This window comes from Methylobacterium sp. J-070 (assembly GCF_022829385.1).
Taxonomy (GTDB): Bacteria; Pseudomonadota; Alphaproteobacteria; order Rhizobiales; family Beijerinckiaceae; genus Methylobacterium.
On sequence record NZ_JAKSXX010000246.1, the window covers coordinates 56,954 to 69,883 of the forward strand.

Here is a 12,930-nt window from a genome sequence, read left to right on the forward strand (position 1 = left end):
ACGGAGCCGGGACGGGTCCGGGCTCGTGGTCGAATAGGATGCGGCCGGGAGCCGGTCAAATAATCGTCCCGCCGCAGATCCCGGGCCGGTCAGAACGCCGTGCGGCTGCGAATGGCCGCCGTCAGCGTACCCTCGTCGAGGTAGTCGAGTTCGCCGCCCACCGGCACCCCATGGGCGAGGCGCGTCACCTTCACGTCGCAGTGCCGGATCGACTCGGTGACGTAGTGGGCGGTCGTCTGCCCATCCACCGTGGCGTTGAGGGCGAGGATCACCTCGGTCATTTCCGGACGCGCCACGCGGTCCACGAGGGTCGCGAGGTTCAGGTGCTCAGGCCGCACGCCGTCGAGGGCGGAGAGCACGCCGCCCAGCACGTGGTAGCGCGCCTTGACGGCCCCCGAGCGTTCCAGCGCCCACAGGTCCGACACGTCCTCGACCACCACCAGGGTCGCCGGATCGCGCTCGGCGTCCCGGCAGATCGTGCAGGGATCGGAGGTATCGACGTTGCCGCAGGCCGTGCACACGACGATGCGCTCGGCGGCGACGCGCATCGCGTCGGCGAGCGGACCGAGGAGCGTGTCGCGCTTCTTGATGAGTTGGAGGGCGGCGCGCCGCGCCGAGCGCGGCCCGAGCCCCGGCATACGAGCCAGGAGCTGGATCAGACGTTCAATCTCGGGGCCGGCGACGGCTTGGGGCATCGTGCCTCTGTGTGCCGCTCAAAGCGTGCGGGCGCGGGGAGGGTGAGGAGTCCGGTACGGGCATAGCCGTCGCCGGTCAGCATGCAAGGGCGCGCGCGCGCCCATCTGGCATGTGGGTATTGCGGAGCGATGACGCCCGTGCCGGCGAGCCGGCCGGTGCGGGTGACTGCTTACAGACCGGGGTTCCTGCCTCCACAACTGTGATCTAACTTGGTCGTCCACATTGCGGGCCTCGGACGAAGCCCATAATGACAGCGAAGCTTCGCCGCCTACTCAGCGGGAGACGGGAAGCGGCTGGGGAACGGTGATCCAGCGTGCGGCGGACCTGTACGATCGCACGGACGTCCCCCGGTCAATCCCGGACGATGGTCTCGTCCGGCACAGTCGCGTCGACGGTCGAACAGGGTCCCGGGAGATACGCTCTTGACGAATATCGGTGATCACAACGGGGCCCACGGCGCCGAGGCGGCCGGCTTCCGCGGTCTCAAGGCCGTCCATTGGAATTTCGAGGCCCCGCGTCTCTACGAGGAATCGCTGGCCCGCCGGGAGGCGCAGCTCGCCCGCGGCGGCGCGATCGTCGCCACCACCGGCAGCCATACCGGCCGTTCGCCCAAGGACAAGTTCGTGGTCCGGGATGCCGGCACCGAGAACGAGGTCTGGTGGGACAACAACGGCGCCATCACGCCCGAGCAGTTCGAGACGCTGCGCCAGGACTTCCTGACGCATGCCGAGGGCCGGGAGCTGTTCGCCCAGGACCTCTACGGCGGCGCCGACCCGGCCTACCGGGTCAAGGCGCGGGTGTTCACCGAGTTCGCGTGGCACTCGCTGTTCATCCGCAACCTGCTGATCCGTCCGGACCGCTCCGAGATCGCGTCCTACGTGCCGGACATGACCATCATCGACCTGCCGAGCTTCCAGGCGGATCCCGCCCGGCACGGCTGCCGGTCCAAGACCGTGATCGCCATCGATTTCACCAAGAAGCTCGTGCTGATCGGCGGCTCGGCCTACGCGGGCGAGATGAAGAAGTCGGTCTTCACCTATCTCAACTACATCCTGCCGGGCCGCGGCGTGATGCCGATGCACTGCTCGGCCAACGCGGCGCTCGACGCCGAGGGCGGCTCGGCGATCTTCTTCGGCCTCTCGGGCACCGGCAAGACCACCCTGTCGAACGACTCGTCCCGCCAGCTGCTCGGCGACGACGAGCACGGCTGGTCGAACGCGGGCATCTTCAACTTCGAGGGCGGCTGCTACGCCAAGACCATCCGCCTCTCGCGCAACGCCGAGCCGGAGATCTACGCCACCACCGAGCGGTTCGGCACGGTGATGGAGAACGTGATCATCGATCCCGTCACCCGGGCGCCGGACTTCGACGACGCGTCGCTGACCGAGAACACCCGCTGCGCCTATCCCCTGGACTTCATCGCCAACGCCAGCGCCACCGGCCGGGCCGGGCATCCCAAGAACATCGTGATGCTCACCTGCGACGCCTTCGGCGTCATGCCGCCGATCGCCAAGCTCACCGGCGCCGAGGCGATGTACCACTTCCTCTCGGGCTACACCGCCAAGGTCGCCGGCACCGAGCGCGGCCTGACCGGGCCCGAGGCGACCTTCTCGACCTGCTTCGGCGCGCCGTTCATGCCCCGGCACCCGAGCACCTACGGCAACCTGCTGCGCGACCTGATCGCCAAGCACAGCGTCGATTGCTGGCTGGTCAACACCGGCTGGACCGGCGGCGGCGTCGGCACCGGCCGGCGCATGCCGATCCGCGTGACGCGGCGCCTGCTGGGCGCGGCGCTCGACGGCTCCCTCGCCCAGGCCGAGTTCCGCCGCGACCCGTATTTCGGCTTCGCGGTGCCGGTCTCGGTCCCGGGCGTCGAGCCGCACATCCTGACCCCGGTGAAGACCTGGGCCAACAAGGGGGCGTTCGTCGAGACGGCGGCGCGCCTCGTGAAGATGTTCGACGACAACTTCAAGCGGTTCGAGACCCATGTCGACGCCGACGTGCGCGCCGCCGGGCCGACCGCGCAGGCGATCGCGGCCTGATAACGCGGGCGGGCGGCCCGGACGGCCGCCCGTTCCCCGCAGTCATCGCGAGCGCCCCCCGGGCGGCGCGAGCGCGCTCGCCGTAGCGCTCTCGGGTTGCTTCGCTCCGCTTCCAGAACCGGGGCACGCGTCCCGCCGATCCGGAAGGGCGCCGAGCCGCCGGATAGTGCATGTTCGGCTTGAGTTGGATCGCGCGCCTGACGGTCTAGGCGCGACTCCCCTCGCCCTTGCGGGGTGGGCGTGGTGCCGGATGTGGCCCGGCGGTGCCGTCTGCCCCACCCCCACCTCATCCCCGCGAGGGGGAGGAGAGAGCGTCGCGCTTCGTGATCCGCCTCGGATAGAAAGCGGTCTAGAACGGCAGCTTCATGCCGGGCGGCAGGGGCAGGCCCTTGGTCAGCTCGGCCATGCGCTCCTGCATGGTGGCCTCGGCCTTGCCGCGGGCGTCGTTGCAGGCGGCGACGATCAAGTCCTCCAGAATCTCGCGCTCGTCGGCGACCATCAGGGACGGGTCGATCGCGACGCCCTTCATCTGCCCCTTGGCCGACATGGTGACCCGCACCGAGCCGCCCCCGGAGGCCCCCGTCACCTCGATCTCGTCCAGCTCCGCCTGCAGGGAGCCCATCTTCTCCTGCATGGCCTGAGCCTGCTTCATGATGCCCATCAGGTCGCGCATGCGGATCTCTCCCGGTTCGTTCTCGTCTGATCTGGGTACGGCGCGGCCGGCGCGCCATGCGGGTCCCCGCCGACCGCGTCAGGGATCGTCGGCGTCGACCTCGTCCACCCGCGCGGCATCGCCTTCCCCGAGGATCTCCTGCTCGGCGGAGGCCAGCGCCTCGGATGCGGTCTCGCGCACGTCGACGATCTCGGCGCCGGGGAAACGGGTCAGCACCTCGCGCACGAACGGGTCGGCGGCGGCGTTCTCGTGGCGGGTCTCGGTGGCGGCGCGGGCGGCGGCGTCGAGGGTCGGGGCCCCCGCCTCCTTCGACAGGACGACGGCCCAGCGCCGCCCGGTCCAGCGCTCGATCGCGGCGGCGATGTCGGTGGCAAGGCTCGGGCGGCCTCCGGGGGCGAGCCGGATCTCGATCCGGCCCTCCTCGAAGCGCACGAGGTGGACGTCGCGCTCCAGCGCGGTCCGGAGCAGGATGTCCCGGTTGGCGTCCGCCAGGGCGATCAGGTCCTCGAACCGGCCGAGGGTCGGGGTCGGCGGTGCGACGGGCGCCGGCGCCCGCATGCCGGCCGGGGCGGCAGCGGGGCTCGGCTCGGCCGGCATCGTCCGCGGTGCCGCGGCGAGCGCCGCGGAGCCGCCGCCCCGCAGGTCGGGGATCGGCGGCAGCGGCGGCCGGCCCGGCTCGGTGGCGGGATCGCCCGCCGGCGCGGCGGCCGCATCGGCCCGGAGCTGATGCAGCGCCTCGTCGGGGGTGGGCAGGTCGGCGGCGTAGGCGAGGCGCACGATCGCCATCTCGGCGGCCGCGAGCGGGCGCGGGGCGGCCTGGACCTCGGGGATCGCCTTCAGCAGGATCTGCCACGCCCGGGACAGCGCGCGGATCGACAGCTTCTCCGCGAACGCGCCGCCGCGGACGCGCTCGGTCTCGCTGAGCGTCGGATCTGACGCGGCCTCCGGCACGATCTTGAGCCGGGTCACCAGATGCGTGAAGGCGGCGAGGTCCGACAGCACCACCGACGGGTCGGCGCCCGAATCGTACTGGGCGCGCAGCTCGGCGAAGGCCGCCGGCACGGATCCGCGCATCACCGCCTCGAACAGGTCGAGGATCCGGGCCCGATCGGCCAGCCCCAGCATGTCGCGCACGCTCCGGGCGGAGACGGTGCCGGCGCCATGGGCGATCGCCTGATCGAGGAGCGAGAGCGCGTCGCGCACCGAACCCTCGGCGGCGCGCACGATGGCGCCCAGGGCCTCGTCCTCGGCCTCGACCTTCTCGGCGGCGCAGACCTTGGCGAGGTGTGCGTGCAGCACCGGCGCCTCGACCCGGCGCAGGTCGAACCGCTGGCAGCGCGACAGGATCGTCACCGGGACCTTGCGGATCTCCGTGGTGGCGAACACGAACTTGGCGTGGGGGGGCGGCTCCTCCAGCGTCTTCAGGAAGGCGTTGAACGCCTTCTCGGAGAGCATGTGGACCTCGTCGACGATGTAGACCTTGTAGCGCGCCGAGACCGGCCCGTAGCGGATGCCGTCGATGATCGCCCGGACGTCGTCGATGCCGGTATGCGAGGCGGCGTCCATCTCCAGCACGTCCATGTGCCGGGATTCCATGATCGCCGCGCAGTGCAGGCCGAGTTCGGGCATCGACACGGTCGGCCCGGTATCGGGCACGCCGGCCCGCGCGTAGTTCAGGCCGCGGGCCAGGATGCGAGCGGTGGTGGTCTTGCCGACCCCGCGGACGCCGGTGAGCATCCAGGCCTGCGGGATGCGGTTGGCCGAGAATCCGTTGGCCAGCGTCCGGACCATCGGCTCCTGGCCGATCAGATCGCCGAAATTGGTCGGGCGGTATTTCCGCGCGAGCACCCGGTAGGGCGTCGCCGCGCTGGCGGGGCTCGCGAACCCGGGCAGGCCCGGCTCGTCGTCAGGCGTGCCGGTCGAAGCGTCCATGCCGTATCGGGTCGGGCTGCCGAGCGCCAGGAAACGAGGCAAGAAATGAGGTGGGAGGCTGGACGAAGACCCGCTCGGTCTCGTTAGGGCTGCTTCCTTCCGGACCTGACCCGGTTGGCGAGTGAAACGTCCCTCGCCAACCCCCCGCCGGCTATATGGCCGGGGCGTCCGCCGAACGCAAGCGCCGCCCGGCGCCCCGTCGCCGGTCCAGCGGCGGGGCCGAGCCGCCCGGACGTCCGAGCCGCACCGGCGCGTGGCGGATCGCCCGCGGCGAACAGGTTTCATTGCCCGGTGCCCGATGGGCGGCGATCCTCTTGAGCCCGCTCCGATTCTCCCCCACAGCTTAGGTGCTCGCGGGACCAGCCCGGCCCCGCGTCGAGGAATGGCGTCCCATGGTCACCCGCGTCGCCACCGTGGCCTTCGAGGGCATCGAGGCGCGGGCGGTCGACGTCCAGGTCCAGATCATCCCGGGCTCGGTGGTGTTCACGGTGGTCGGCCTGCCCGACAAGGCGGTGGCCGAGTCCCGCGAGCGGGTGCGCGGCGCCCTCATCGCCTCGGGGCTCGCGCTGCCGGCCAAGCGCATCACGGTCAACCTCGCCCCGGCGGATCTGCCGAAGGAGGGCTCGCACTACGACCTCCCGATCGCGCTCGGCGTCATGGCGGCGATCGGCGCGATCCCGGTCGACGCGCTCGGCGGCTACTGCGTGCTCGGCGAACTCGCCCTCGACGGCAGCATCACGGGGGTCAACGGCGTGCTGCCGGCCGCCATCGCGGCGGCTGCCCGGGGTCTCGGCCTGATCTGTCCGGCCTCCACCGGCCCGGAGGCGGCCTGGGCCGGCGGCGACCTCGACGTGCTGGCCCCGCGCTCGCTGATCCAGCTCGCCAATCACTTCAAGGGCAGTCAGGTCATGGCCCGGCCGGAGCCGTCCATCGCGGGCCCCGCCGGACCGCTGCCGGACCTCGCCGACATCAAGGGCCAGGAGGGCTCCAAGCGCGCGCTGGAGATCGCCGCGGCCGGCAGCCACAACCTCCTGATGAACGGGCCGCCCGGCTCCGGCAAGTCGATGCTGGCCGCGCGGCTGCCCTCGATCCTGCCGCCCCTGGACCCGCGGGAGCTGCTCGACATCTCGATGGTCCAGTCGGTGGCGGGCGAGCTCAGGGGCGGCGCGCTGTCGAACCGCCGGCCGTTCCGGCAACCGCACCACTCCGCCTCGATGGCGGCGCTGGTCGGCGGCGGCCTGGGCGCGCGCCCGGGCGAGGTCTCCCTCGCCCATGGCGGCGTCCTGTTCCTGGACGAGCTGCCGGAATTCGCCCCGCAGGTTCTCGACGGCCTGCGCCAGCCCATGGAGACCGGCGCGGTGATGATCGCCCGGGCCAACCATCGCGTCACCTACCCGGCCCGTTTCCAGCTCGTGGCGGCCATGAATCCCTGCCGCTGCGGTCAGGGGCTGGAGCCGGGCTATGCCTGCCGGCGCGGCCCGAACGAGCGCTGCATGGCGCAGTACCAGGCCCGGATCTCCGGCCCGCTGCTCGACCGGATCGACCTGCGCATCGAGGTCCCGGCGGTGACGGCGGCGGACCTGATCCTCCCGTCGCCCGCGGAGGGCTCGCGGGAGGCGGCCGGGCGGGTGGCGACGGCACGCGCCCTGCAATCGACGCGCTACGCCGGGCGGGGATTGCCGGCCGCCACCACCAACGCGACCTGCCCGGCGAACCTGATCGAGGAGGTCGCGAGCCCCGATGCCGACGGGACGGCGCTGATCCGGCAGGCGGCCGAGACCATGCGGCTCTCCGCCCGCGGCTTCCACCGGACCCTCCGCGTGGCCCGGACCCTCGCCGATCTCGACGGCGAGCCGCAGGTGCGCCGGCTGCACCTGGCCGAGGCCCTGTCGTACCGGGGCCGGGGCGACGGCACGGCGGCGGCCGCTTGAGCGCCGCCGCACCGACCCGGCCGGCCCAGGACCTGACGGTCTCGATCGGCCAGCACAGCGCCGCCGGCCGCAAGACCGCCAACCAGGACTTCCACGGCATCCTCGTGCCGCCCCAGCCGGGCCTCGGCCGGAAGGGCATCGCCGCGGCGCTCGCCGACGGCATCAGCACCAGCGCGGCCGGAGCGGCCGCCAGCGAGACCGCGGTCAAGAGCTTCCTGGGCGACTATTACGCCACCCCGGACACGTGGTCGGTGAAGAGCTCGGCGCTGCAGGTGATCGCGGCGGCGAATTCCTGGCTCTACGCCCAGACGCGGCGCGGCCGCGACCCGAACGATGCCGACCGAGGCTACGTCACCACCTTCGATGCCCTGGTGCTGAAGGCGGCCACCGCGCACCTGTTCCACGTCGGCGACGGCCGGATCTGGCGCGTGGCCGGGCGCTCGCTCGAACAGCTCACGGAGGATCACCGGGTCGTCGTCTCAGCGGCGGAATCCTATCTCGGTCGCGCCCTCGGGGCGAACGGGCGGGTCGACATCGACTACCTGATGCTCGGGATCGAGCGCGGCGACGTCTTCGTGCTCACCACCGACGGGATCCACGAGCACGTGCGTCCGCGGGATATGGCGGCGGCGATCGCGGCGGCGGGCGATCTCGATGCGGCGGCGCGCGCCATCGTCGAGGCGGCCCTGGCGGCCGGCAGCCCCGACAACCTCACGATCCAGATCCTGCGGGTCGAGTCCGTGCCGGAAGGGGAGCCGGCCGACCTGCTCGGCGGGATCGACGGGCTCGACCCGGCGCCGCTGCTCGACCCGCCGGCGGAGTTCGACGGCTACCGGCTCCTGCGAACCCTGCATTCCGGTCCGCGGAGCCGCGTCTACCTCGCGGAGGATCCGGCCGCCGGGGCGCGCGTGGCCCTGAAGGTCCTGTCCCACGACCTCCGCGACGACCCTGCGCAGCGGCGCCGGTTCGTGATGGAGGAGTGGATCGCCCGCCGGATCGACAGCCCGCACGTGCTCAAGGCCCATCCGCAGACCCGGCGCCGTAGCCACCTCTATACGGTGATGCGCTACGTCGAGGGCCAGACCCTGACGCAGTGGATGCGCGACCACGCCGCGCCCGAGTTGGAGGTGGTGCGCGGCCTCGTGGAGCAACTCGCCAGGGGCGTGCAGGCGTTCCATCGCCGGGAGATGGTCCACCAGGATCTCCGTCCCGATAACGTGCTGATCGACGCGGCCGGGACGGTCCAGGTGATCGACTTCGGCGCCACCAAGGTCGCAGGCGTCATCGAGGGCGATCCGCGGATCGACACGGCCGACATCCTGGGAACGGTCCAGTATACGGCGCCGGAATGCTTCCTCGGCGAACGCTCGACGGCGGCGTCCGACGTGTTCTCGGTGGGCGTGATCGCCTACCAGATGCTGACCGGCCGGCTGCCCTACGGCGATGCCGTGCCCCGGGCGCAGACGGCGTCGGCCCAGCGCAAGCTGCGCTACGCGTCGGCCCTCACCGTGCGTCCGCTCCTGCCGGTCTGGATCGACGGCGCCCTGCGCAAGGCGGTCCACCCGAACCCCCAGCGCCGCTACCAGGCCCTCTCGGAATTCGTCCACGACCTCCGGCATCCCAATCCGGCGTTCACCGGTGCGAGGCGCTCCCCGTTGCTGGAGCGCGATCCGCTGCTGTTCTGGCGGCTGCTCTCGCTCGTCCTGCTGATCGCGGTTTTGACGCTGGCGGCCGTCCTGATCGCGCGCACGCCCCGGTGACGGCGCGTCGCCTATGCGGGTGCGGCGCCGGATCGGGCGAGCGGGGCCGTGTCAGGGATCGAGCTCGGGATAGTGCCGGAAGATGCCGTCCTCGCTGAACCGCACCCGACGGTCGCTCGCCAGGTAGGCGGCGATCCGGGGACGGGCCGCCACGGCCGCGTGCAGCCGAACGAGCCGCGGCGCGTCGCGCAACGCGGCCCGTGTCGCCTTCGGGAACGCGTAGTCGAGCCCGGCGATCAGCTGAAACAGCGACAGGTCGGCGTAGGACAGGCTGCAGCCGACCAGGGTCTCGCCGCCGTTGCCTGCCAGCACGCGCTCGAAATACCCGAAAAATTTCGGGAGGCGCTCGGCCCGGAATGATTCGGCGCGGCGTGCGGCCTCCGGCTTCTGATCCGCATAGTATAGGCCGACACCCAGAGGATGGTGGGTCTCGTGCGCCTCGTTCACCGCATCCGCGATGGTGAGCTGGAGCTGATGGGTCCAGATCCGGTCCGCCTCCGAATCGCCGACGAGGCCGAGACGCGGACCCAGGTACAGGAGGATCGCGGCGGTCTGCCCGATGACGACGGCGCCGTCGCGCAGGAAGGGCGGCGCCAGCGGGGGCCGCGGGTTCTCGGGATCGGAGAGGCGGTCGAGCATCGGCGCGATGCCGCCGGCTTCGTCGTCGCGGCGGGCGACGTCGACATAGGGGACCCCGGACTCCTCCAGGGCCAACCGGACGAACTCGCCCCGCCCCTGGATCATCGGCCAGTAGTGCAGTTCGTAGGGCATCCCCGGCGCTGGAGCCCCGGCTCCGCTCAGTTGCCCGGCGCGGCTTCCTCGGCGGCCTTGTCGACCGGCGGTTCGGCGCTGGCGACGGCCTTGCGCGCCAGCATCGGCTCGAGCCGCTGGGCGAGCTGCTGGTCGAGGTGCTTGGCGTAGGCGGTCTTGAAGTAGCGCTCGCCGGTCTTGGAGCCGTAGATCCGGTCGTGCGCCTGGATCATCGCGGCGACTTCTGGCCGGCAGAGGAAACCGGTGATGCCCGCCGCCTGGTACCAGCGGCCGGCCCGCGCCTCGGCGGTCGCCTTCGGGTTGGTCAGCACCGTGTCGGCGAAGCATTCGGTCGCGGCCTGGCGGAGCGGACCCAGAACCTTCTCGGCCGCCGCGGCGTCCACCGCCGGCTTGGCCGGATGCCGCTGAGGGCGCGCCTGTGCCGTCGGGACCAGAACGAGGACGGCGAGCGTGGCGAGAATTGAAGTCTTCATGCGGGCGGCCTCGTCGGGTTCCGAACCGCGTTCAGCATTCCCTCATGATTGCGTCGGGAACGGGGCTGACGGCGCAGTCGGCGTGCCCGATCTTGGGCAAGATCCGGACCGTTTCGCGGCGCCTCAGCCGCGGCGCTCGGCGTTCCATCGCCCCCGGCATTGCAGAAGGCCCGACGAGACCCAAGTCCCGGCGCCGAATCCATCGAGGCCGAGGCGTCCGCGCACGTCGGCCGAGGAGGTGCCGTTCGAGATGGACCCCCGGATCGCACCGCTGCCCGCGACCCCACCGTCGATCGTGAAGCCTATTCCGACGAAGCGCGGCCGCCCGCCCTCGATCTTCACCGGGTAGCGGTAGGCCCGATCGCAGGAGCCCGATTCGGTGATGATCTCCACGCTCCACGTGCCGTCGAACCGGGCCGCGTTCGCTGCCCGGTGGGGCGCGGCCGAGGCCGGGACCGTGCAGGCGAGGCCCAGGGCGGCGGCGACGCGCAATGCGCGGCTGTGCGCCGCCAGGCGCAGACGGTCGCGCCGGGGAGGGCGGTCCGTCATGGCGCGCCCTGGTCCGCCGCAGCCCGCGCCGGCGCCCGCATGGCCGCGCGGAGCGCCTCGTTCAGCAGGGCGACGAGGTCGCATCCGGCGTGAAGGAATGCGCCGACCCCGGCCCGCTGCAGCGGCTCGATCAGGTCCCCCGGCTTGCCCGCGAGGTAGATCGTGGCGGCGCCGGCCCGCGACAGCGCCTCCGCTGCCGCGACGGCGCGCTTGGCGTAGATCGCATCGGTTGAGCAGATGCAGGCGAGCGGGGCCCCGGAGGCCGTGAACGCCTCGGCGAGCACGTCCGCGTCGGCGTAGCCCTCGTTGGACAGGGCCTCGATGCCGCCCGCCGCGAAGGCATTGGCCGCGAAGGTCGCCCGCGCATTGAAAGCCGCGACCGGACCGAGGTTGGCCAGGAACACCGTCGGCCGTCGTCCGGTCTTGGCGAGGACGGCGTCGGAGGCGTCGCGCAGGGCTTCGTAGGGCTCGGCCAGGCGCTGGGACGGCAGGGCGTCGCTGGCGACGGCCGAGCCGGATCCGAAATTCGAGGCGGGCGGCGGGACCACGGGGGCCGCGTCGAGCACGGCGACCGCCTTCTCGGCGAGGTTCGGGAACTCGCTCGCACCCGTCAGCGGCTCGCGGCGGCTGGCGACGGCCTTCATCCGCGTCTCCCGGGTCAGCTCGATCCGGCGCTGCAGCTTGCCGACGCTGAGGGAGGCGACGATGCCCCCCTCCGCCTCGATCGCCTGGAACGCCTCCCAGGCCGCCTCCGCGATCTCGCCCGTCAGCGCCTCGAATCCGCCCGCTCCCGCGGCCGGATCGGCGACCCGGGCCAGATGCGCCTCCTCGATCAGGACGATCTGGCTGTTGCGGGCGACGCGGCGGGCGAAGGCGTCCGGCAGCCCGAGAGCCTGCGTGTAGGGGAGGACCGCGACGCTGTCGGCCCCGCCCATTCCGGCCGCGGCCGCCGCCATACCGGTCCGGAGGATGTTCACGAACGGGTCGCGGCGGGTCATCATGCGCCACGCGGTCTCGGCGTGCAGGCGCAGGGGTTTCGGATCCAGGCCGCAGGCCTGCTCGACCCGGGCCCAGAGGCGCCGCATCGCGCGGAACTTCGCCACCGTCACGAACTCGTCGGCATCGGCCGCCAGCAGCACCCCGACGCGGTCGCGGGCGGTGCCGAGGTCCCCGCCGGCCGCCTCGAGGGCGCGCAGATAGGCCACGCCCGTGGCCAGCACGGCGCCGAGCTCGGCCGCCTCCCCGGCGCCCGCCTCGTGGTAGGGGCGGCCATCGGCCAGGAAGGCCCGCCCGGTGAACCCCGCCGCCTCCAGCTCCGAGACGGTCTCGGCTAGGCGCGGGGCGATCTCGCTCCAGACGGCGCCCAGGCTGCCCGTCGCCGCCAGGACCCCGACCGGATCGATGCCGAGATCGAGATCGTAGGACGACAGGTCCTCGCCCCGGCGCTCGGCCAGCGCGCGGACCAGACCGGCGGCCTCGAGCCCCCGGCCGCCGGCGTCGAGCCGCAGGGCGATCAGCGGCAGCATCACCCCCTTCAGCACCGCATCGAGGTCGTCGACGGTCATGGCGGTCAGGCCGTAGCCCCGGGCGCCGGGTGCCCCCGCGAAGGCGAGGACGAGGGCGTCGGCACCGCCTTCGAGGTCGGCCATCGCCTGGGCGTTCGCGACGGCGAACTCCGGGTGGTCGACCCGCTGGGCGATCCGCCAGGGTCCCGGCTCGCGCACCGGCTGCGGGGTCGGATCCGCGGGGCCGTAGAGCGGTTCGATCCGCAGGCCGTCGGCCGTCCGGGAGACCAGCCGCTTCTCGAAATCGGCGCCCTTCAGGACGCCTTCGACGAGGCCGAGCCAGCGCGCCCGGTCGGCGGGCTCGAACAGGTCGGCGAGCGGTCTGTCTTCCATCGGATCGTCCCAGGCCGCGGCGTCTCGCGCACCGCTGTCTTCCGATTGCCTCGCATGCCGTCCCGCCGGAGGCAATCGCTGGACGGTTGAGGAAACCTCAAGCCGCAGGCGACCGGTTTTTGAACCGGACGGCGGTGGGTTCCGGTTACGCGTCAGCGGCTTCGAGTCGAGACGGCGATCCCGGCGTTCCGGCGCGGTCGGAAAG

10 protein-coding genes and 1 other RNA gene are annotated in these 12,930 nt (G+C 72.4%); 3 read left to right on the forward strand and 8 right to left on the reverse strand.

Annotated features, from left to right (window positions below; translation table 11 throughout):
* Positions 1-89: 89 nt before the first annotated feature.
* Positions 90-695, reverse strand: coding sequence for a recombination mediator RecR (gene recR, locus MKL01_RS28620; protein ID WP_243908573.1), 606 nt, complete (start codon positions 693-695; stop codon positions 90-92).
* 423 nt (positions 696-1,118) lie between these two features.
* Here recR and MKL01_RS28625 point away from each other — a divergent pair, with 423 nt between their 5' ends.
* Positions 1,119-2,738: a phosphoenolpyruvate carboxykinase gene (locus MKL01_RS28625; RefSeq protein WP_243908574.1), complete on the forward strand. Its 1,620-nt coding sequence runs from the start codon at positions 1,119-1,121 to the stop codon at positions 2,736-2,738.
* Positions 2,739-3,087: 349 nt separating this feature from the next.
* Here MKL01_RS28625 and MKL01_RS28630 read toward each other — a convergent pair whose 3' ends face one another.
* The 3 genes from MKL01_RS28630 to ffs all read right to left on the reverse strand — a co-directional run bounded on the left by MKL01_RS28630 (position 3,088) and on the right by ffs (position 5,490).
* A complete protein-coding gene (locus tag MKL01_RS28630; RefSeq protein WP_243908575.1) occupies positions 3,088-3,411 on the reverse strand; it encodes a YbaB/EbfC family nucleoid-associated protein in 324 nt (107 codons plus the stop codon).
* 78 nt (positions 3,412-3,489) lie between these two features.
* Complete coding sequence (locus MKL01_RS28635; protein WP_243908576.1) at positions 3,490-5,343, reverse strand: DNA polymerase III subunit gamma/tau; 1,854 nt, start codon at positions 5,341-5,343, stop codon at positions 3,490-3,492.
* Positions 5,344-5,391: 48 nt separating this feature from the next.
* Positions 5,392-5,490, reverse strand: an RNA gene (gene ffs, locus MKL01_RS28640) — signal recognition particle sRNA small type.
* A 245-nt stretch (positions 5,491-5,735) separates the two neighbouring features.
* Between ffs and MKL01_RS28645 the strand changes: the two genes are divergently transcribed.
* Positions 5,736-7,274 (forward strand): YifB family Mg chelatase-like AAA ATPase, encoded by a 1,539-nt coding sequence (locus MKL01_RS28645; RefSeq protein ID WP_243908577.1) that lies wholly within the window; start codon positions 5,736-5,738, stop codon positions 7,272-7,274.
* On the forward strand, positions 7,271-9,034 hold the full coding sequence (locus MKL01_RS28650) for a bifunctional protein-serine/threonine kinase/phosphatase (RefSeq protein WP_243908578.1): 1,764 nt from the start codon (positions 7,271-7,273) through the stop codon (positions 9,032-9,034). The genes MKL01_RS28645 and MKL01_RS28650 overlap by 4 nt, the downstream gene beginning before the upstream one ends.
* Positions 9,035-9,085: 51 nt before the next feature.
* Here the strand turns inward: MKL01_RS28650 and MKL01_RS28655 are convergent, their stop codons facing one another.
* From MKL01_RS28655 to MKL01_RS28670, 4 genes are all read right to left on the reverse strand, one after another.
* The gene (locus MKL01_RS28655) at positions 9,086-9,805 is read right to left on the reverse strand and encodes a glutathione S-transferase family protein (protein ID WP_243908579.1); all 720 of its coding nucleotides are present in this window, start codon (positions 9,803-9,805) and stop codon (positions 9,086-9,088) included.
* A 26-nt stretch (positions 9,806-9,831) separates the two neighbouring features.
* Positions 9,832-10,278, reverse strand: coding sequence for a hypothetical protein (locus MKL01_RS28660; RefSeq protein WP_243908580.1), 447 nt, complete (start codon positions 10,276-10,278; stop codon positions 9,832-9,834).
* A 123-nt stretch (positions 10,279-10,401) separates the two neighbouring features.
* The gene (locus MKL01_RS28665) at positions 10,402-10,827 is read right to left on the reverse strand and encodes a hypothetical protein (protein ID WP_243908581.1); all 426 of its coding nucleotides are present in this window, start codon (positions 10,825-10,827) and stop codon (positions 10,402-10,404) included.
* Positions 10,824-12,725, reverse strand: a complete 1,902-nt coding sequence (locus tag MKL01_RS28670; RefSeq protein WP_243908582.1) for a methylmalonyl-CoA mutase subunit beta — start codon at positions 12,723-12,725, stop codon at positions 10,824-10,826. The genes MKL01_RS28665 and MKL01_RS28670 overlap by 4 nt, the downstream gene beginning before the upstream one ends.
* Positions 12,726-12,930: the final 205 nt, after the last annotated feature.

Coding starts and splice junctions, on each gene's coding strand:
- recR (WP_243908573.1), bottom strand. CDS start 695: ATGCCCCAAGCCGTCGCCGGCCCCGAGATTGAACGTCTGATCCAGCTC.
- MKL01_RS28630 (WP_243908575.1), bottom strand. CDS start 3,411: ATGCGCGACCTGATGGGCATCATGAAGCAGGCTCAGGCCATGCAGGAG.
- MKL01_RS28635 (WP_243908576.1), bottom strand. CDS start 5,343: ATGGACGCTTCGACCGGCACGCCTGACGACGAGCCGGGCCTGCCCGGG.
- MKL01_RS28645 (WP_243908577.1), top strand. CDS start 5,736: ATGGTCACCCGCGTCGCCACCGTGGCCTTCGAGGGCATCGAGGCGCGG.
- MKL01_RS28655 (WP_243908579.1), bottom strand. CDS start 9,805: ATGCCCTACGAACTGCACTACTGGCCGATGATCCAGGGGCGGGGCGAG.
- MKL01_RS28660 (WP_243908580.1), bottom strand. CDS start 10,278: ATGAAGACTTCAATTCTCGCCACGCTCGCCGTCCTCGTTCTGGTCCCG.
- MKL01_RS28665 (WP_243908581.1), bottom strand. CDS start 10,827: ATGACGGACCGCCCTCCCCGGCGCGACCGTCTGCGCCTGGCGGCGCAC.
- MKL01_RS28670 (WP_243908582.1), bottom strand. CDS start 12,725: ATGGAAGACAGACCGCTCGCCGACCTGTTCGAGCCCGCCGACCGGGCG.